Here is a 21,060-nt window from a genome sequence, read left to right as displayed (position 1 = left end):
CAGGATTAGCATCCTGCGCTTTTTAAGTTACGTTAAACACTATAATCTTTTGAATGAATTTCTAAATTTAACTTATTTGCTAAAATTTTATTCAAAATAAAAAATACAATCCCCCCTGCAATAGGAAGCGTGTAGGCTGGAATGTAATTTAATAATAGTCCTGATATTGCAAGTGCTATTGGCTGCATTATTTTACCTATGCTTAATCCAATACTAAGAACTCTTCCTCTATATTCTTCAGGAATCTCATTTTGCATGAAATACATTAAAGGAATATCAATTTGTGCTATCATAAATCCTAAAAAGAACATAATCATGCAATACGTAGTAACATATACCAAATTATTTACTACAATAGATTTAAATAAAACAGGTATTCCAGAGACTATCATAAAAATTGCCAACATAAAACTTATTTTTTTCAATAGATAAGAATAAGAAAAACAATCAGTTATCTTTTTTACTAATATTGCACCAACTATCATACCTATCGGGAAAGTCCCTTGAATCATACCAAATTGCTTAGAACTAAGATTGAGAACTGTGTTAATAATGTATGGCAACGGAATAGTTACAGCAAAGCCTAAAAAGAAATTAAGAGAAATTAAAATACTAAAAGTATTTTTTAAGCTTTTCCGCTCCAATAAATAAGAGTATCCCTCCTTTATATCTTCAATAAAATTAATTTCTCTAATTGAACATTCCTCATTTATGTTTTGCTCAAACAATTTAAAGTTAATAAACAATATGGAAATAGCCGAAAGGATAAATGAAATACCATTTATAATTATAAAAATTTTAATATCAAAGACTGCAAAAACAATCCCCCCTAACATAGGCCCTAGAATTAAAGATATAGAATCGATAATTTTACTTATAGAATTAATACTCATTAACCGCTCTTTAGTGACCATATTCGGTTTTACGGCCTCTAAACCTATTCCAAAAAAAGTTGTAAATACTGTCATAAGAAAGGTAGTAGTATAAATGATGAATAAGTTTAATCCATAATAGCTGCTTAATATATAAACAGTTATTAATAAGCATCCGCTTAGTAAATCCATACAAATAACCAGTTTCTTTTTATCAACCTTATCAGCAATGACACCGGCAAATGGATTCATAACAATCATTGGAATCGTTCCTAATATGAGCGAAATTGCAAAATTTAACGCAGATCCGGTTATTTGTAAAATATACAATCCTAATGCAAAACTATAAATAGAGCTACCAAATAGTGATACTGTTTTTGCAATTGAATATAAACAAATATTTCTTAGTTCTTGGTTTCTTTTTTTATTTTCTATATGTAATCGTAAACTTCCCATCACTTTTCCCCCTGCCTAACTTTGTGTTACGTACATTGTAAGTTCTTGGGTCAACCCAATAGCAATATGTACTATTTGAAAAGTTTTAAGGGGAAATAAATAAAAGATGGGGTTAACCCCATCTTTTTCCGAAAAATGAATATGTATAAATTTCTTCTCCTTGAACAAAGAAATCCTCGTACCTTCCCCCTCGTATCAAATAATTTGAAGTACTTTCATCAATAGATTGAAACTGTAAATTTTCGATTTCTTTTGTTACTTTTGCAGATGTAAAATTCTCTCTGAGTCTAGGTGCAATTTGGCTATTTATACTAAATTTATTAAATAAAATAAATGAACTTAATAAATAACAATTGTGTTTAAAAAGGGAATTTAATTCGCACAATAAGAACTCCTCATGTTCAAAACTATAATTACTTGTACCTGATTGATCGATTACAATATCAACAGAATTATTCTGAATAGGTATGTTTAGAAAGTCGGCACAGATAAATAACATATTTCTTTTCACGTTTCTTCTCTCAATTACATCTTTTAAAAGTAAAAGTTTATTCAAATCTCGATCAACAGCAATATATAAACACTCTTCCGGTAGTTCTTCATAAATATTTCGTAAAAAGAACCCAATACCAGACCCTAAATCAAGTAGTATTTTTTCATTTAAATCTAATTGCATTAGTTTCTTTTTCGCCCATTCCCCTCCTCTTTGAACATTTTCCAAAAAAGCAGTATCAGTTTCATGAATATAATCCGAAATAGAATCTTCAAGTGATTTCTTTTCATACGCTTTCAATGAGTTACCCGCTGTTAAAACCCCTGAAATAATCGTGTATTTTTCACCACAATTACAAATTAACTTTCCCTCAATAATTTTATTCTTATTAATAATGCCATCTTCAAGAATTAAATTTCCGTTACACTTAACACATTTAAATAAATGAAGTACTTTTAAATCTACCCCTAAAATTGAACTCGAAATTTCAGTTTCTATAGATAAATTATGTAACACTTCCTTTAATTTGCATTTTCGTTCCTCTAAAGTTTTTATTTCTTGTTCAATCTTTTCATATTTTACTTTAAATAAAGATTGATAAAAATTATCCTTTTCATAGTCTAAGGATTTCCCTAAATTTTTATAAAGAAACAGTTCTTTAATTTCATACAAGCTAAACCCTAGCCATTTGTACTCTAATATAAGTTCTATATCCTTTTGACAATACTCGTCAAAAAAATAGTGACTTCCTTTTTTCTCGGGAATAACGAGTCCGAGATCCATATAACTACCATTTATATATTTGTTTATACATACTTCTTTATTATTTTAAAAAATCCTTTCATCTCCCTATACAAAATTATTTATGTTATGAAAAAGATGTAATTAATTTTAAAGTTACGCCACATACCCATCAAGCTAAGCTTATATAAGTTTAGCTCCTCTTTTTTAATTTTAAATTTAAAAAAGAGGAGCAGGTAGTACGTTTATGTTTATATATCTAAAAACTGTGAGTTCATGGGTGACTTAAAAACTGCGGCGTAAGTACTACAGTTTCTTCCTTCTTCATTGAGTTGAAATATGTAAAGTTACGTACTTTAACTGTAGTGGACTTGTACTACGCGTTCATATTAATTTTATAGACGTTTAAGGATTTTGTTTTATGGGTAGTATTCTTGCTGTGAAATCAGGATTGTAAATATAGATGAACGTGATTCAAATCAAAAAAGGTACTCCTAGAAGTACCTTTTTTACTATTCTATATGTGCGAACGCTTTCAAAATTATTGGATATAAATTGATGTACGCATTGTATTAAATGGTGCATTTATAGATGTCTTTTGGTACTCAAAAGTTCCTTGTTGGTGTCCAGAAGCATCCCATTTATAATACCAGCCAACGATTGGTCTTCCGCCAATTATAGTGGAATCAATACTTTTTACATTAGAACCATTCATTTTAGCAAATGGGTTTTGGCCATAGCCCATTTCTTTCGTTGTAATATATAAGTATTTTCCCCCGTGGTTACGCGATGTGCTGAAGCTGTTCTGATTAATTGTTTCTACCCCGCCTAGCTCAGACTCTACTTGTACGACGTTTAGTGAAGTAAGTGGTGCTGCTGGTCCAGCTGAAGCTTCTGTTGCCATTCCTAATCCGACGAACGCTGTGATTGCTAACGATGAAATCCCTAGTGCTGCTTTTTTAAACATAAAAAACATCCCCTTCCATCTATTGTTTTCTCTTTCATTTTTAATATAACCCTAATAACCTTATATGTAAATAGATTGTAGCTGTATAAATATTAGTGCGAATATTCTATTATATATTTCTACAATTCTATTACTCAATATGAATGATTTACAGTGCAAAACGAAATAGACATTACAAATTGATTCTATTATTTTCATTATTAACTAGCGTATACCGAATTTAAACCATATGAACCATTGTCGCTATTTTTTTTTTGGTTCATAAACAGATGCCTATATTTCTTGTTACTGTATAATAATGTTACATCAAACTGATGTCAGTACACATAGAAACAATAAAAGAGAGCATATTTTAAAAGATTTATTAAAAAAAGCTCTCTTTTTATTAATTTGAATGAATCTTTCAGTAAAAAAGTACATTGATTTGTATCCTTTATGTAACAGAAATAATCGTTTTAAAAATCTTGTTTTTATGCTTTTTCCTATTATTCTTAAAGATAATTTATTGAATATTTTTATTGTATTCTAATTGATTTTGAATTCCTGATCTATCAATTTGAATCCAATACTCTGAAATTTTCCCGTTTTCTATTCTATACACTGCACTTGCTATTTGAATTATAGGGAGACCTGTAGGTTCATACCCATCTATTTCTCCTATGTGTGTACCTACTTGTTTCCAGCGTACATATACTTTACTATCTTGTACTAATAATTCTTGAATTTCTAAAGAAAAATTCCCATATACTTCAATCATCTCTCTTACATGCTCAGCGTAGTCTTTCGGCGATCTGTATACTGTTTGTTCCTCTTCAGATATAACTTGATGTGCCAATACTTTATCTGCCATATATCGATTTGAAAAATCTGGATTAATCCCTGAACGCACTTCTTTAAAGAAATTTCTGATAATTATTTCCGCTTTCATTAAACATCCCCCTTAAAAATAAATCCAATTCTAATATCCCCTGAATGTATCGGATAAGTGTTATATTTTCATTCTCACTCTTTCTTAATAAACATGTCAAGTTTGTAGTGTTGACATGAAAATTGTAAACTTGCTTATGCCTCGTATTTATCATATTTTATATCCAATATTCCTAAGCTTCTGTATTCTAATTTCATTTTAATTAAATAAAAAACCCGTGAATAATTCACGGGTTTTACTTTAATAACTAATTGCTATTGTTCCTTCACCTGCATGAACCGCAAATGAAATTGGTAATGGATATAATTTGAAATCCATTTCAGGGAATGCTTGTCTAATATCTGCAATCCATTCCTCGGCTCCATCTTTATCATTAGCATGGAACATATGAAGTACTTTTGGTAATTCTTTTTCAAGTTCATTTTTAATATATTCTCGACATTTTTGGATTTTACGAACTTTCTTTTCAAGTAAAAGCTCTCCACCTTTTACTTCTAATATTAAGTTAACACTTAATAAACTTCCAAGTAAAAATTGAATGCCCTTTACACGACCACTTGCATATAAACCTTTTAAGCTTTTTGGGAATACATGAAAAGGTCTTCTTTTTTCATCTACTAATGTTTTGTGTATATCTTGTAAAGTCATACCATCATTGTATAACGATTTCGCTTTTCTAATTAGTTCATCCATTGGATAACTTGTTGTTTCACTATCTAATACCGTTAATGGAAAACCTGCCATTTCTGCAGCTAGCTTCATATTTTGATAGGTTCCACTTACTTTTCCGCTAATAGCAACTGCAAATCCTTCTTCATATTCTTCTTTGCATTTCGTAAATAACTCTACCATTTCCCCAATATTAGGTTGTGAAGTAGTGACTGTTTTACCTTCGTTTAACGCATTATAAACACGTTCACGTACACCTTCTTCACAATCTTTGTACGACATTCCATCAATAATAACTTCGATTGGGATAACAAAGTTATCTCCTTCTGTTTTAAAATTCGCAGTTGTACTATCAGTAATCCAAGCAACACGCTTCATGTTGTTCCTCCCTTAATTCAATTCCTCTTTTCTAATTTTTCTATATATTTATGTTATAAAAAGAGAATATCCCTGTAATAGTAACAGGACTTTATTGTTTTGGCTATAGTAGATGCATATTAAATGTGACTATTTCTTGTCTATTTCACAAATAAAAAAGAAAATCAAGGAATTTGCTCGATTTTCTTCTTATCATATACTATTTAAAAGTTTCATTATCTAAAATTACAACATAATCATTCGTTAATCGTCCAGCTTCTTTTGTATAACTAACAAGCCTTTGTATATTATCACAGCAAATTTTTGCTCCCCATACGAGTAACGGTACGCCAATAAAATCGATATGGAACCTTCTAGAAAACAGACCACCAAAAGTCATTGGTAAAGGTACGGTTGGTGATGTATTAGAAAAAATAATTTTTTCATGACTTTGATAATGTTTTTGCAAGATTTCTCCTAAATGCTTCATCGCAGGTACAACAACTTTTGATGCGCCACATCCAATCGTATATACAGGATGACCATGTTCATCAATTCCATGAAAAATAATTTTTCCCATATCTTCTGTTTTCAATTTATTAAAGTAATCTACATTCAAAATTTCTTCTTTCGTTAACTTACGATCCGTTGGTAATTTATTTAAATGATACGCTGCAGCAAGTGAAGTTGTATGTGTGCCGCCGAAGTCTGTGTAAATGTATATCATATTATCATCCCTTGTTATAAAAGTTCAATGTTAATTAGTATTACCGTTCTTAGCAATGTTAAACAAGGGATGAATGTATTTACGCTTTTTGTGTTAATTCATTATATTTTTTCCAAATATAATAACATCTACTAATCACGGTGCCTAATGTAATACATAAAAAGGCGTTTGTTACAACCATTAATGTCTGGTGTGTACTACCAGAAAACATACTTTGTTTAATTATAATTTTTGCTCCTAAAATAACAAGAAGGATTATTGTACTTACCCAATTTCCTTTTCGTAGTACATGACCTGTTTCACTATCTACTCGAAATGTTAAAGCTCTTCCTCGTATAATTCCAAGACCTAAGCCGATTCCAAGCATTACAACAAACAGTAGTCCTTGCAACAAAGTTATTTGTCCCGCATGAATAATGGACTGGATTGTTACAAAGCACAACAAAGCCGGAATGAGCCAAATACGGTTTATTTTCACTTTTCGTTCTTTACTTTGCATCAAAACAATAATAAGAATAACAAGTAAAATATCCATTTAGAATCCTCCCATAAACTTGTTTATCTTTAAAAATTATATTCTCCCCTTTTCATTCCATACTTGAAATACGATAGCTACTTTCAATTGTAAGATGGGAAATGTGATTCCTCATCAGCCTTAAGCATTATTTATAAAAATAAAAAGACGTACTTTTTACTCGTACGCCTTTAATAACTAGTTTAAACTCCTATTTATCAACTAATTTTACACCTTTAGAATTAGTTTTATCTAACACTCGAATGTTACATTTATTAGCCATTTTTAAAAAGATTTTATAAATACAATATCCCAAAATAGAACCTAGAACGTTACAGATTACATCATCAATATCAGTAATACGTCCCACTCCACTAAATAAAGACTGAATTAATTGTAGCAATTCAATACTAACTGATATAGTAAATCCTAATAAAATAGTATTTTTGAATTTCGTATATTTATCCCATAAGATTGGTGCTAAAAATCCTAAAGGCATTAATAATAAAATATTCCCGCCTACATTTCTTACAATTCCATTGCTTTTTCATAGATTAAGTCTTTTTCTTTTTTTACTAAAACTACCCCAGAGAAATCTATTTTCTTTTGTATTTCTTTTACAATTTTATTAATTTCATCTTTTGTTTTTATCACGACAACCACCCTTGTCTTTCGGTATTGTTCTTTACCCTTATTAATTTTTCCATATAAAGGGGAAAGAACCCTTTTATTAAATACGATAAATTGTTAATGAGAACACAAAGTTCATTTCGAATGTATTCCGCTATTTGTGGGCAGTAGGACCCCCATCTCAAAATTTAGCGAAAGCAAAGAAGTTAAGTGGGGACCCTGCTGCCCGTAAAAGCCCGATTGGTGAGGGATGATAATCAGTGGGGGATGCCCCCCTGATTAAAGTTTCACTTTATTGATTCAGTAGAATACAACTTAGATTGTGATGGGAATAACGTAAACACACACAAGACGATAGTAATAAATAACATGATCAATGAACCTACAATAACTACAAGTTGTATAGAAATGAACTGAGTCGCAACACCAGATACTATTGTAATAAAGATTGTTACTAACGCAATAACAAGTCCATATATACTTCCGATCCGTCCCATTATATGAACGGGAACGTTATTTTGGTAAAACGTATAAAATCCTGTATTTGCATATGCCATAGAGAAAGATAAAATAAAGAATCCAATAGCAGCTATTAAAAATACATTTGAAAAAGCATAAATTAAATAACCAATTGCAATGAATAATGATCCTATTCCAATTAGAAGTGAAGGTGCTAATTTCTTTGACAAAATTGTATTTGTTATGGCACCTAAAATAAATCCTGCACCAGCTATACTAACTAGAAAACCATATTCACTATCTGTTAGTAGTAATACCTCTTTCGCAAACGATAGTTCAAGTGAATCAGTAGCGGTTGCTAATACGAACATACTTTGAAATAAGAAGTACACGCATACGACATACACATGTTTTCTACTAAAATTTATAACAGTGTTCCAATCTTTTTTTAATACTGTAAGAGATAATGTATTACTTGTTGTATCCGAAGCTTCTTTCTTATCAAGATTAGGTAAAAGTAATGTAATGAATCCTGATAAGAGAAATGCTATAGCATTCATATATATAGCAAACTCTGGTGTACCTGCAATTAATAATCCCCCCGCTACTGCTGGTCCAATTAATGATGCACCAGATCCTATTAAAGTACGTAATGAGTTGAAACGTTGTCTTTGCTCTACTGGAATTAATTTCGTCATATACGTCATAGCAGTTGGCTCATAAATTGCACTGGCCATACTTATAAAGAATACGAATACATAAACAATCCAAAGTGACGGAAGTAAAGGTAAAATAGCGATAAATAACGCACGATATATATCGAGGTGAATCATTAATTTCCGTTTGTTTAAACGATCAATCATACTCCCAGACCAAGCGTTTGTAAATAAAGTGGCTAATGGTTTTATTACATATAAAGTAGCAACAGCTAAGGCTGAGCCACCCATATTATAGACAAGTACATTCAGTGCTATTAAGTAAATCCATGCCCCTAAATTCGCAATACCAACTCCGGACAGTAGTAATAAAGGATATTTCCAATCTTTAAGTAAGTTTTTCATTTTTGGCCCCCGCTTTCCAAATTGTTTTAAAACAATAAAAAAACCCCACCCCCAAGACTTTTAATCTTAGGGACGAGATTTATCATCGCGGTGCCACCCTAGTTTGTTAATATGTCACCATATTAACCTTATCAGGTACTGCATTCTCATTCATGCTTATACCATAGCTCTATAACGGGAGCTCCCGTCACACCACCCCCTTCATATCAGGTTCCGGTGTACTGCTCAGAGGCTTGATTCAATAAAGAATTTTTACTCCTTTTCAGCTACATGGAGCTCTCTGTGAAAAATTCATTTTATTTACTATTCTCTTCACTGCATTTGATTTTTTCCATATTATCACAAATAATTTTAACTGTAAATAAAAAATAATCAGATATTTAACAACGTATTATTGTTAATTCGTTTATTTTTTATTTTTTCTAAAAATTACGGTGCGTGAAATTACTTGCAACTCTAAAGAAAGAGCTATTTTCATATAGCTCCTTCCAAATGCCTGGATTAATTCGTATTCGCCTCTGTTAACGGTTGTAACGGCGGTTCTAATTCTAGTTCTAGTGTATCTCCTTCTTGTAAATCTTGTCCTTTTTCAATACTTTGGCTCGTTACATAACCCGTACCAGAAGTTTTCAAATCTAATTTTAAAAGCTTAGAGAAATACATAACATCACGCATGGACCAACCTTTTACATTTGGCATTTGTGCGTTATTCCCTAATAAAAATATACGATCACCTTCACTCATGACCTCGCCAGACTGTGGATATTGTTTTATTATTTTTCCTTCTCCTAAAATTATTGGCTGTAGCTTCTCTTTTTCTACACTTTTCTCTGCTGTACCCATCGATTGATTTACATAATTTTGTACTTTTAATTGAGATTGCTTCGTTGCATCAGCTATTTGTTTTTCTGTATACGGTTTCACCTTTAAATATTCAAGGCTGTTTTTTATAACAGGTTTAAATATTTCAGCAAGAGGCTGAGCTCCATACTCATCTCCTTTTAACTTTGGCTGCTTAATAGCTAAGTATACGATTAACTCCGGATCATCAATTGGAGCCATTCCTAAAAAGGAGAAAATGTAATTCTCTTTCCCTTCCATATATCGGCCGTTTTCAGGATTCGGGATTTGTGCTGTTCCTGTTTTACCTCCAATTGGATAACCATCCACTTTATACATTGTACCAGTTCCTTTTGAAGATGTTATGACACGCTCCATTAAGCTTCTAACTTTGTCCGCTGTTTCTTTTTTTATCGGATTCCCAATTTCTTTCGGTTGATTTTCCATAATAACTTCTTTGTTTGTTGGATTTACAACTTTATCAACGATATATGGTTGCATCATTTTCCCGTCATTTGCTATAGCAGTAGCCGCTTGGACTAATTGAATCGGAGTAACTGTAGAACCTTGACCGAAAGAAGTTGTAACTTGTTGAATTTGCGTATTTAATAATAAAGTATTTTTACTTTCACCAGGTAAATCTATTCCTGTTTTTTGATTGAATCCAAATTTATTTATATATTGCTTAAATTTATTTGGTTTCAGTAACTGATCTTCTAAAATAGAAAAAGCTACGTTTGATGACCTTTCAAAACCTTCATCAAATGTAATTGATCCCCATCCAAATCCACCATTATGGTCTTTTATATCAGATGAACCAACGGAATATTTTCCAGATTGAAAATATTCTTTTCCGTTATATACACCTTCATTAATGGCAGCTGCTAACGTAAAAACTTTCATTGTTGAACCTGGTTCATATGCATTTGCAATCGGATCATTTAAAAAGTATTCGATATCACCTACATTAGGATTGTAACTAGGTTTACTAGACATCGCTAAAACCTTTCCTGTTTTTGGATCAGCAATAATTCCAATTAACATAGAAGGATCATAATGTTCTTGCGCTTTGTTCATCGCTTCTTCTAAAAAGCTATTAATTTGTTTATCAAGCGTTAAATATACGTTATTCCCATTTTTAGCAGGTTCTACTTTACCTATATCATTCGTAAGCGGAATCCCCCTTCGTGTACCCACATATTCTATTTTCCCGTTTGTAGAGCGCAAATATTTATCCAAGCTCTTTTCGAGTCCAAATTTCCCTTCCGTATTCCCTTTATTATCTGGTCTAGCAAAACCAAGTATATAGGATGCAAAGTCTTCATTTGGATACACTCTTGCTTTTTCCGACATAAAAGATACACCTGGTATTTTTAAATTATTAATTTTTTCTTTCGTTTCCCTAGATAAGTTCCGACCGATTTTTCCAATTTCAACTTGCGTACGTCCTTCATGAAAGTTTTTTAATACTTCTTCTTTATCAATTTCAAGCGCATCAGCTAATTGTTGTGCGGTTTCATCTTTATTTTTCACTTTATCTTTTCCTTTTAAATTCACAACAACTCGATACGTTGTAGAATCTTGTACTAACACCTTTCCGGTTTGATCATAGATAGTGCCACGATTCGCTTCTAAAACACCTTTTTTATTATGTTGTTCATCCGCAAGATCCTTTACATTCACATTATGCACGACTCCTACTGCCTGGATATAGAATATACGCAAAATCATAATAAGAAACAAAGCAATAAAAGCAATCATCATATATCGAGCGCCTTTATTCGTTTGAAGTTTTTGCATATTTATCTCCTTTCTTTTTGGATTGATTTATACGAAGATATGGTTTGAAATTTGTAGTTTTTGTTTGCAATACTATATGTTTCGAAGTTTTCTTTTTAATTCCTTTAAAACAATGCGAAACTGACTATTGCTATTTTGTGTCTTTATTTTTTTATTTAAAATACGGTGCGTGAAATTTCTGAATATTCATTAATAAAACTTGAATGTATAGCACTCTACACTCTTTTCGTATTTACTATAAAAAAGTTCCCCTCCGGATGTCCAAAGGGGAACTTTTTATAAGAAAATTACGCGATATGATTATATTTCGCTAAGAAAGGAATTCGTCTCGCTACTAATGCATACATTTTGAATACAAGTTTCGCTATTGGTTCAAACATACGTGTACTTTGCATTACTAAAGCGCTCGTAATAAGTGTTAAGAATGCTGCGCCAAGTATATCTAAAGGATAATGAACACCTACGTACATACGTGATATACCGACTAGCACTGCCCATAATAGCGCGATGTATTTCAGTTTTTCTCCTCTAAGAATAAATACGAAGGCGATTGAAAATACAAGTACAGAATGATCACTAACGAATGATGAATCTGCTGCATGTGGTACTAATTGATGTACATCATGTGATACGAACGGACGCGGATGGTAATATACCGCGTGTATAAGAACATTTACTAATAATGCAATAATAACCGAAAGCGTCGTATATAAAACTGTATATTGTTTTCTAATTGCTTTCTCTTTCTTTCCATTATTAAACCATAAGATAAGCATAAATAGAATGGCTACGTATGCAGCGCTATTTGTAATAGCAACCATTAGCGTATCTAATAGTTTGGATGAACCAGCAAAATTATTAAACCACTGAAATACTGTGTAATTCATTAAACTCTCTCCTTACATACAAGTGTTCTTGATTTACACAGTATACAATACCATTATGAAAATAGGCTTAAACTTTTTTCATCTAATTCTCATTTTACTATTACTCATGTGACAATTATAAAACAAATTTTATACGCTATTTATGTATAAAGCCGGTAAGCCTTTATAATAAGGCGGTTCGTATTTTTTCTTGTTTTGGATACATAACATGTTCATTTAAATATACTAATTGCAAAATCATATTTTTTAATTCATTTGAAGTACAATATTTCCGAATTGTTCTCCAATCTCCATACGGCTTAGCGCACTAATTGCTTCTTCTAACGAGTAAACTTTATCAATAATTGGTTTAATTTGATGTTTTTCTATAAACTTTATCATCTCATTAAATTCCTCACGGCTACCCATGGATGTTCCCATAATATCAATTTGATTATAAAATAATGCGCGTAATGGTAATTCAATTTTATCTCCTGAGCTTGCACCAAAATTCACGATTCTTCCATTTGGTTTTAATACATCAAAATATTTCAAAAAAGTTGCCGGACCTATACTATCTATTATTAAATCTACTTTTTCACCTTGTAAGCTCTCTCCCCAATTTCCGGCACTATGAAACGAAATATCTGCACCATATTTTTCAGCAAGTTCCATTTTATTCTCTACCCTTGAAGTAACACTCACTTTTGCGCCGATTGCTTTCGCGAATAACATGGAAAAAGTAGCAACACCACCGCCTATTCCCGGAATTAAAACGTGTTCGCCGCACTTCAATCTACCTTTTGTAAAAAGCGCTCTATATGCAGTTAATGCGGATAAAGATAAAACACCTGATTCTTCCCAAGTAAGATATGACGGCTTTTCTACTACATTTTCAGCTGGTACAATTACATATTCAGCAAACGTTCCATCTTTTGGTCCACCTAGCACTTCCGGTAACTCCGGTACTTCAGTAGCATGTTCCCATCCAATACTAGGATTAATAATAACTTCTGTATGTAGTATGTTATCAGAAACACCATTTCCAATTTCCGTAACAATACCTGCACCATCTGATCCTAAGATTAAAGGTAATCGCATTTCTTTTCTATTATTCATAATAAATAAATCCCGATGATTTAAACCTGCTGATTTTAATTTCACTTTAACTTCCCCATCATTAAGTGTTCTCCCAGGTGATATTTTATATTCTACACCGTCAAATCCAGTTTTATATTGATGTACGATAGCTTTCATTATTATTCCCCCTTAATAATTTTAATGTACTAGAAATTTCGAAATAAACAAAATGATTTGATCGTAAAAAAAGAAGGAATGCAAAAAGCATCCCTTCTTTGATTGCTTATTTTATTATACAAGGTAATGTAATCGTAACGATTGTTCCTTCATTTTCTTTACTCTCTATTTGAATAGCTCCGTTATATTTTTCTACAAGTCGTTTGGCAATAGACAAGCCTAGCCCGTTACCACCTTGTTTTCGACTTCTCGCTTTGTCAACTCGGTAAAACCGATTAAGAACAAATGGTAAATCGGATTCAGGTATTCCCGCTCCATGATCTATTACACAAATTTTAACTTTCCCTGATTGTAAACTAGATTCTATGCAAATATATTTATTAATCTCTTTTGTATACTTAACTGCATTATCCATTATGATAATAATAATTTGTTCTAAGTAAGATGATGGCATTGACACATAAGCTGCATCATCCCCAAATTTCATATCAAATTGAAAATCACTTTGAAGTACTACAAAGTTTTGTGTAACATGTTTTAATACGCTATTTACATGGACTGGCTCAGCTGCTATTGGATGCAATTGTTCAGATTCAGCTCTTGATAGTTCTAGCAATTCTGAAACTAATTTATTTAAACGATCTACTTCCTTTAAACTAGATTGAAGAGATTTATCTAATACTGCTGGATCACTTTTCCCCCATCGATTTAACATCGCTAAGTGCCCATGAATAATTGTTAACGGTGTTCTTAATTCATGAGATGCGTCTTCAACAAACTGTTTCTGTTGTGTAAAAGAAGTTTCTACTTCATCCATCATCTCGTTAAAAAGAAGTGCTAATTTTGCAAGCTCATCGTTATTTTCTCGTACTGGAACTCGTTCATTTAGTCCATTTTTCTTAATACGTTTCATCGTATCTGTTATACTTTGGACACTTGATAATAGTTTCTTCGTTATAAGTATCCCGCCTAAAAAACTAAATATCAATCCGAATATTCCAGCAATAACCATTACCACTAAAATAATTTTTAATAAATGATCAAATATCTCTAGGTTTTTCGTAAGTTCAATAGTGCCAGTAAAGTCTTTCGTTTTTATTGGTATGCGCTTAACTAATATTCGATCTTCTAAATGCCTTTTTATAAATGACTCATCTTTTATAACCTGCTTCGGTTTTATCCACGTTTCATTAAAATCTCGTGAAACAGTAATAATCGGCTCCCCATTCATGTCAATAATACGAATCATTTGATGCTTATCAATCATATTGTTTAGAAACTCTTTACTATTTTCAAATGTTTTACTCGAAAGGGTATCATTTTTATCTTGGAAATATGCCGCTATTTCCGTCACTTGCCTATTTATTTGTTTCTGTTCATAATCTATAGTCCACTTATTAATTACAATAAACTGTAATGCACTATATAAAATGAATAAAATAAATACTAGTGTAGTGGACCAAAGTATTAGTTTCCACTTTATAGGTAGATTTCGAATTCGAAACACAATATTTTTTATCATTTCATTATATATCCCGCACCACGGACTGTTTGGATATACTCCTCCTTATCTACACTATGTAACTTGTTTCGCAAATAACGAACATATACATCAACGATATTTGTCTCAACAATTGCACCATATCCCCATACTTGGTCCAATAAAATATCACGAGTAAGTACGCGATTAATATTTTTCATAAACATAAGCAATAACTCGAATTCTTTATTTGTAAGTTCAATTTCTTCATTTCCTTTAGTTATAGTTCGAGATTCAATCTGAAGTTGCAAATCTTTGAATGTAAGAAATGAAACCTGCTTGTTTTCATTATGTTCTTCTCGTCTAAATATCACTCTCATACGTGCTAACAGTTCTTCAATTGCAAATGGTTTCGGAAGATAATCATCAGCTCCACTATCTAAACCTGTCACACGGTCCATAATACTATCACGAGCAGTCAGCATAATAATAGGTGTATTTTTAGTAGCTCTTAGTCGACGACATACCTCTAGTCCATTTAATCCAGGCAGCATTAAATCCAGCAATATGAGATCGTAATTCTTTTCAAGTGCTGCGCTTAATCCTTTTCTCCCATCAAGTTGTATATCTACTTGATACCCTTCATATTTTAGTTCTAATTCTAAAAAATCTGCTAAACTTTCCTCATCCTCAATAATTAAAATGTGTTGCAACAGTAGTTCCTCCTAGACGATTAAATGAATAAATAATCCTATTCCAAAAATAATTACAATGATTTGATGCACTTTTTTATACATCACAAATTTTTCTTTATTATTTATTCGCTGTAAATAAAACCCAACAATCCCTAGTACAATTATAGCTAATAGAGAAAATATACCACTGTATATGAGTAAAATATGACGACTCCCTTTTATTAAAAAATAAACACCGTGAGTAATCGTAACAGCTATTACAGCGTAACCAATTAATACATGAAACTTTTTGGCGAATAGATATATTTCTTTAACTTTTTTAAATCCTTGTATATTTTTATTCTTTAAAAACAACCATATATGCCGTAAAAACCATAGTGAAGCAGCGATAATCGCCCCATATTCACCAAAAGAGCCTAATTTTTTATTTAATCCTTTTACATTCAGTGCATTGCCGTACATAACATTAATAAATAGCAATTCTACACTACAAATAATAATAGTAATGCCTATAATTTTAACACACACATGCAAATATTTATTTCTTAATATCTTCTCCATTTTATTTAATCCCCTTACTAACTAAAGGCTTTGTAACAAGCAGTCTATCAAATAAAAAAGAAAAGAACATGAGAAAAAGATTAAAATAAAATGAGAATTTCAATATCAATTACTATTGATTTTTTTTAGCTAACTTTATTATATTTTGAATAAACGGCGCTTTCGCCTTTGTATATGAAACACGATCAAAAGCATATGTAATAGCAAGCATCTCTTTTAATTCTCTATATTCTTTACGTGCCCATTCATGGCTTATTAGAAAGTCACGAAATAAAATATTGTTTCTCCACTCGTAACTATTATAAATATAAACATGCAAATGATGAGTACCCGCTCTCCATTTTCCCTTTCTAAAAAAACGCCAATTCGTAGCTTCTTTTGGAACAAACTCATATCCAATTTCCGATAGAATTTCAATCCAGTTTTCAGTTATTTGCAAGTCTGTTACGCCAATCATCATATCAATAAGAGGTTTAGCTCCTAATCCTGCTACTGCAGTGCTTCCTATATGTTCAACAGCAATTATTTCTTGTCCTAACAAGGAACAGAATTTCTCTTTTTCTTTTATATACTCTTCAACCCAGTCTTTTTGATATGCTTTAATAACAATTTGTTGATTCATTGTATTCACCTCTTTATAAGTGTTTATCATTATATTTATAAAATTTTATATTATTAACATAGGATTTCCATAAAATATGTCGAATAGTGGAATGTACAACTTAATTATATGAAATGTGAGGTAATCTATGAAAGATAATTCCGTGGAAATTCAGTTAAATAACGTAACATTCCAATTAAAAGAATATCATAATTTTGATTGGCTTATTAAATTAGGGACCGTATTTGCAGTTTTTGACCAACAAGATTCAGGTAATATAAGTTTTGGTATAGAAAAAGATGGTCATAAGAAATTTATTAAATACGCAGGAGCACAAACAATTGCATATGAAGGAACATCGGGTGATGCTATTGAAAGGCTAAAAAATTCAGTTACTATCTATGAAGAATTAAAGCATGACTCGCTCATAGGACTAATTGATCATTTGCCAGTTCAATCTGGATATGTATTAATTTTCGATTGGTTTGATGGTGAATGTCTTCATTCGCATTGGCGTTTCCCACCTCCTGAAAAATATAAAAATCCAAACTCTCCATTTTATAAATTTAGACATTTATCTGCTATAGAACGAATTCATTCCTTACATTCCATTTTTTCTTTCCATACTTATGTAGAAAAGAAAAACTATGTAGCGATAGATTTTTATGACGGTAGTATTTTATATAATTTCAATACAAACGAGACAAAAATTTGTGATATAGATTTATACAGTAAGAAACCTTACATAAATAAAATGGGTCGGCTTTGGGGTTCCTCCCGTTTTATGTCACCAGAGGAATTTGAACTAAACGCTATAATTGATGAAAGAACAAATGTATTTAATATGGGAGCAATGGCGTTCTCACTTTTAGGCGGTGAAAAAGATCGTTCCTTTATAAAATGGGAAGCAAGTAAGGAATTATATGAGGTAGCGTATCGTGCTGTAAATAACAATCGAGCAGAACGATATGCATCAGTTACAGAATTCTACGAAGCGTGGTTAAAAGCGGCTAATGAAGAAAAGATATAACCTTAAATTATTAAAAGAAATATAGAGTTTATACTAGTATCATGTATATTAAGAATGTTTTTATGATTCCTTGGTATTAGTGTGTTCTAATTGTTTATGGCTATTATTAAAGATGACATATCAGCGATAATTTATGTCTATTTCTTATAGGTGTTAGCAAGTTTGTTTAGATAATTCCCACATTCTTTCTTAATATACTGATTATGTTCCCAATTGTGTACTAATGTGTGGGTTTGACTACCCATATTTTAGACAAAATGGATGGTACAGGGTGATGAAAATATAAATATTTCTTTTTCTTTGTATTTGTTCAGTTCACGAGCTATAAATTTATTTTCATTTTCAAGCATGTGTATCATATTCTTAATTAATACAATAAATGAATTCCACGGTAAAGATAGGAAATATGTATATCTAATATTCATAATTTATGTCATGGTACAATATGTTAATTAATTACAATTCTTTCCGAAAGGGGAATACATAATGAAAACCACGAAACTCATAGCATTAACAGTACCAGTTCTATTATTGTTCGGTTGTGGGCTAGGAGATAAAAATTCTACTCCTAAGACTGAAGAAACTAGTAAAGCAATGTTAAAAACTACAATATCTGAGACACAGTATCCAAGCTATATTTATGAGCAATTACTAGAGTTTAACTTTAATAAGGATGACATAATAATAGGTTTAGGTTATGCACAAAAAGGTGATGAAAAGTATAAAGAGGTATTCAAAACAGTAAGTATTTTGGATGAAGCTTTAGACCGAATGGAGAACGTAAAAGTACCTGATAAGTATAAAGACACGCATAAACTCATCTTAGAAGGGGTAGAGGATGCAAGAAAAGGTACAAAACCAATATTAGAAGCAAAAGGTAAAGATGTAAAAGAAGTTAGTGTAGTTATTGCGAATAGTTTCCCCCACCTGTTAGGCATGGATAGAGAACAGTGGAAAGAAGCAGTTTACCAATTAGCTAAAGAAAACAAGGATGATTTCTCTAAGGTATATGATAAGAAAGTAGAGGAACATCAAAATAGAAAGAGTAACTCGTAATCAATTATACAATACGATAAGGGAATATAAGAAAATGATGATCCAAAAGGTAAATTATTAAATTTTATTGAAGCTAAATACGAAGTTAAAGAAAAGAAATAATACATACTTAATATTTCTTTTAGGGGGCATCTTCATGAAAGTTGTACGCTCTATATTTAAAGGCTTTCGTTTAATGGGCTTAATTGTAAAGACTTAACTTAAAGCATTATCTAAAAGCAAATTTTAAATATCATAAAAATTAAAATCCCCTTCTATTATTTGGGGCTGTTTCAATTACTCTACCACATGCAAATTTCCTGTTATCTAAAGGGATAGTCCAAAATTGTCCTGGTACTAAATAGTAATTTGATTTTGGTTTAAATGGATAGTTTATACACATTGTTCTCCCCATCTCTTTTTAAATCTATTGTATAACATATTCATCTGAAGTTTACATACGTCTCATTATCGATAGCAAAAAATAGGTGGACCCTTACTCTCTCTCAAGGAATCCACCCTTTCTATTTCTACAACTCTATTTTTATACGTTCCTCTTCTTGTCCTTACCAGAACCGCCATCACTAGATCATTAACATAATTATCTTTAGCGGCAGTTAAAAGTTTTTATTTTCTTACTCAATTAAAGCGCCCGTTAGTTAAAGATTATGGATAATTAATTTGAAAGTGTTTTATCTAAATACACCTTTTCTTTTGGAAAGCCAATCTTCTAAGGCATCTTCGTGTAGTTTTGTGAATAATTTTGGTATTTGGTCTATTGGAAAATATTTTAAATCCAAAGTCTCAATACCATCTACGGTAAGTTCTCCGCTAATTGGCTTACATTGAAAACAATGAGTGATAGTCTGAGCTTTATCTCCGTTCGGAAACTCACCAGAATATTTAGAGTAGACACCTATAAGATGTTCAACCTCAACATTTAATCCTGTCTCCTCAAATATTTCTCGTTTAGCGGTTTCTTCAAGAGATTCCCCAAGTTCCATAGCACCACCTGGTAGACCCCACTCATTTCTATCTCCCCGTTTTTGTAAAAGAATTTCATTTCGTTCGTTATAAACAATACCTCCAGCAAAATTAAGAATTATTAAATCGTGCCCTACTTTTCCCCGAATATAACGAATGTAGTCCTTATTTGTAGTCATAAATTCCCTCCTATTTATATATAAAATATAGATTAATTATATATAAATATAGAAGAAAATAGTAATGGAAATGTTATTATTCCTTATTCTCATAAGGGACTAGCCTTTCCCTTTTATCAATCTATGCGTTTTTTAAACATTTCTATTCTGACACAGCTTAGGTTTCTCGTTTGTTACTGGGTTAGCCGAAAAACTGCATAAAATCTTGCATGCCCATAGCGTTTTTTTAATGCTGACGATACTCCTAAATTTAAAACGAAATAAGCAATGATTAGATTTTAAACCTAGTCATCGCTTTATCCATTGCATCTTGGTTTACACCTATATAACGTAAGGTGACCTTCTCTCACGAGTGATTGAATAATGCTATGTTTTTTGTTTGCATGTACATAAGATACCCGTACGTCTTTCTTCATGTATGTATACCAATTTCATCTAATCCAACTTGTCTCTTTCCTTTAATGACAGCCTCCATAACTCCAAGAAAAGCATACAATATTAAAAATTCACTCGTGAAAATCTGATTACAACTTTTTAGATTTGCATTTCATGAGACATTCGCCTATCTTACTAAGAGTGCATATAAAAGTGCGCTCTTTTTATTTATTAGCAAATAAGGATTTTGTTTAAATTTTTTTAACCTTATTGATTCCTTTGCATACAGTATTATCACAAGAAATTCAATAAGTGCTCCGGTCTAGTTACCTTGAATTTCTTGCAAATCTTGTGAGAAGAATCCGTTTATAACAAACGGGTTCTTTTATTACATTTTTCAATTCAAATATCCTTCTCATCAAGGTATGAAGAATATCACTTTTTCTTCAAGTATCCTTATGAACAAAATTTATAACCTTTACT

The 21,060-nt window shown here is 31.4% G+C and carries 19 protein-coding genes, 3 pseudogenes and 1 other annotated feature; of the genes and pseudogenes, 2 read left to right on the top strand and 20 right to left on the bottom strand.

The window, feature by feature from the left end; all coding sequences use genetic code 11:
* Positions 1 to 32 precede the first annotated feature (32 nt).
* The 17 genes and pseudogenes from RT27_RS27730 to RT27_RS27655 all read right to left on the bottom strand — a co-directional run bounded on the left by RT27_RS27730 (position 33) and on the right by RT27_RS27655 (position 16,995).
* Complete coding sequence (locus RT27_RS27730; RefSeq protein ID WP_029442464.1) at positions 33 to 1,328, bottom strand: MFS transporter; 1,296 nt, start codon at positions 1,326 to 1,328, stop codon at positions 33 to 35.
* 112 nt (positions 1,329 to 1,440) lie between these two features.
* Entirely contained in the window at positions 1,441 to 2,604 is a 1,164-nt protein-coding gene (locus RT27_RS27725) for a MerR family transcriptional regulator (RefSeq protein ID WP_043938403.1), read from the bottom strand.
* Between the two features lie 499 nt (positions 2,605 to 3,103).
* Complete coding sequence (locus RT27_RS27720) at positions 3,104 to 3,529, bottom strand: DUF4879 domain-containing protein (RefSeq protein ID WP_000472916.1); 426 nt, start codon at positions 3,527 to 3,529, stop codon at positions 3,104 to 3,106.
* Between the two features lie 502 nt (positions 3,530 to 4,031).
* Positions 4,032 to 4,457, bottom strand: a complete 426-nt coding sequence (locus tag RT27_RS27715; RefSeq protein WP_043938402.1) for an ester cyclase — start codon at positions 4,455 to 4,457, stop codon at positions 4,032 to 4,034.
* Between the two features lie 240 nt (positions 4,458 to 4,697).
* Entirely contained in the window at positions 4,698 to 5,504 is an 807-nt protein-coding gene (locus RT27_RS27710; RefSeq protein ID WP_000831923.1) for a DegV family protein, read from the bottom strand.
* Between the two features lie 199 nt (positions 5,505 to 5,703).
* Positions 5,704 to 6,210: a DUF3189 family protein gene (locus RT27_RS27705; RefSeq protein ID WP_000639421.1), complete on the bottom strand. Its 507-nt coding sequence runs from the start codon at positions 6,208 to 6,210 to the stop codon at positions 5,704 to 5,706.
* 79 nt (positions 6,211 to 6,289) lie between these two features.
* Positions 6,290 to 6,745: a hypothetical protein gene (locus RT27_RS27700; protein ID WP_016081410.1), complete on the bottom strand. Its 456-nt coding sequence runs from the start codon at positions 6,743 to 6,745 to the stop codon at positions 6,290 to 6,292.
* Between the two features lie 190 nt (positions 6,746 to 6,935).
* A pseudogene (locus tag RT27_RS27695) lies at positions 6,936 to 7,259 on the bottom strand (VanZ family protein); the annotation flags it as partial.
* A 2-nt stretch (positions 7,260 to 7,261) separates the two neighbouring features.
* A pseudogene (locus tag RT27_RS35920) lies at positions 7,262 to 7,378 on the bottom strand (penicillin-binding protein); the annotation flags it as partial.
* Positions 7,379 to 7,641: 263 nt separating this feature from the next.
* Entirely contained in the window at positions 7,642 to 8,874 is a 1,233-nt protein-coding gene (locus RT27_RS27690; protein ID WP_043938401.1) for an MFS transporter, read from the bottom strand.
* A gap of 65 nt (positions 8,875 to 8,939) precedes the next feature.
* Positions 8,940 to 9,199: a binding site (T-box leader), on the bottom strand.
* 176 nt (positions 9,200 to 9,375) lie between these two features.
* Positions 9,376 to 11,514: a penicillin-binding protein gene (locus RT27_RS27685; protein WP_043938400.1), complete on the bottom strand. Its 2,139-nt coding sequence runs from the start codon at positions 11,512 to 11,514 to the stop codon at positions 9,376 to 9,378.
* 287 nt (positions 11,515 to 11,801) lie between these two features.
* Positions 11,802 to 12,401: an undecaprenyl-diphosphatase gene (locus RT27_RS27680; RefSeq protein ID WP_016081416.1), complete on the bottom strand. Its 600-nt coding sequence runs from the start codon at positions 12,399 to 12,401 to the stop codon at positions 11,802 to 11,804.
* A 246-nt stretch (positions 12,402 to 12,647) separates the two neighbouring features.
* Entirely contained in the window at positions 12,648 to 13,637 is a 990-nt protein-coding gene (locus RT27_RS27675; protein WP_043938399.1) for a zinc-binding dehydrogenase, read from the bottom strand.
* A 106-nt stretch (positions 13,638 to 13,743) separates the two neighbouring features.
* Complete coding sequence (locus tag RT27_RS27670) at positions 13,744 to 15,159, bottom strand: HAMP domain-containing histidine kinase (RefSeq protein WP_043938398.1); 1,416 nt, start codon at positions 15,157 to 15,159, stop codon at positions 13,744 to 13,746.
* The gene (locus RT27_RS27665) at positions 15,156 to 15,830 is read right to left on the bottom strand and encodes a response regulator transcription factor (protein ID WP_016081419.1); all 675 of its coding nucleotides are present in this window, start codon (positions 15,828 to 15,830) and stop codon (positions 15,156 to 15,158) included. Before RT27_RS27665 ends, RT27_RS27670 begins: the two co-directional genes overlap by 4 nt.
* Before the next feature lie 12 nt (positions 15,831 to 15,842).
* Positions 15,843 to 16,373, bottom strand: coding sequence for a hypothetical protein (locus tag RT27_RS27660; RefSeq protein WP_016081420.1), 531 nt, complete (start codon positions 16,371 to 16,373; stop codon positions 15,843 to 15,845).
* 112 nt (positions 16,374 to 16,485) lie between these two features.
* Positions 16,486 to 16,995, bottom strand: coding sequence for a GrpB family protein (locus tag RT27_RS27655; protein ID WP_043938397.1), 510 nt, complete (start codon positions 16,993 to 16,995; stop codon positions 16,486 to 16,488).
* A 127-nt stretch (positions 16,996 to 17,122) separates the two neighbouring features.
* Here RT27_RS27655 and RT27_RS27650 point away from each other — a divergent pair, with 127 nt between their 5' ends.
* Positions 17,123 to 18,004, top strand: coding sequence for a serine/threonine protein kinase (locus RT27_RS27650; protein WP_016081422.1), 882 nt, complete (start codon positions 17,123 to 17,125; stop codon positions 18,002 to 18,004).
* Between the two features lie 486 nt (positions 18,005 to 18,490).
* Complete coding sequence (locus RT27_RS27645) at positions 18,491 to 19,060, top strand: hypothetical protein (protein ID WP_016081423.1); 570 nt, start codon at positions 18,491 to 18,493, stop codon at positions 19,058 to 19,060.
* A gap of 241 nt (positions 19,061 to 19,301) precedes the next feature.
* Here RT27_RS27645 and RT27_RS34960 read toward each other — a convergent pair whose 3' ends face one another.
* The 3 genes and pseudogenes from RT27_RS34960 to RT27_RS34405 all read right to left on the bottom strand — a co-directional run.
* A complete protein-coding gene (locus RT27_RS34960; RefSeq protein WP_162200714.1) occupies positions 19,302 to 19,442 on the bottom strand; it encodes an Imm26 family immunity protein in 141 nt (46 codons plus the stop codon).
* A 289-nt stretch (positions 19,443 to 19,731) separates the two neighbouring features.
* Complete coding sequence (locus RT27_RS27640) at positions 19,732 to 20,202, bottom strand: NUDIX hydrolase (protein WP_016081425.1); 471 nt, start codon at positions 20,200 to 20,202, stop codon at positions 19,732 to 19,734.
* A 271-nt stretch (positions 20,203 to 20,473) separates the two neighbouring features.
* Positions 20,474 to 20,650, bottom strand: a pseudogene (locus RT27_RS34405) (site-specific integrase); the annotation flags it as partial.
* Between the last annotated feature and the right edge of the window lie 410 nt (positions 20,651 to 21,060).

This window comes from Bacillus sp. L_1B0_5 (assembly GCF_000836715.1).
Taxonomy (GTDB): Bacteria; Bacillota; Bacilli; order Bacillales; family Bacillaceae_G; genus Bacillus_A; species Bacillus_A thuringiensis_S.
Note: the sequence above shows the minus strand (reverse complement) of the source record. Positions and strands in the feature narration are given on the sequence as shown.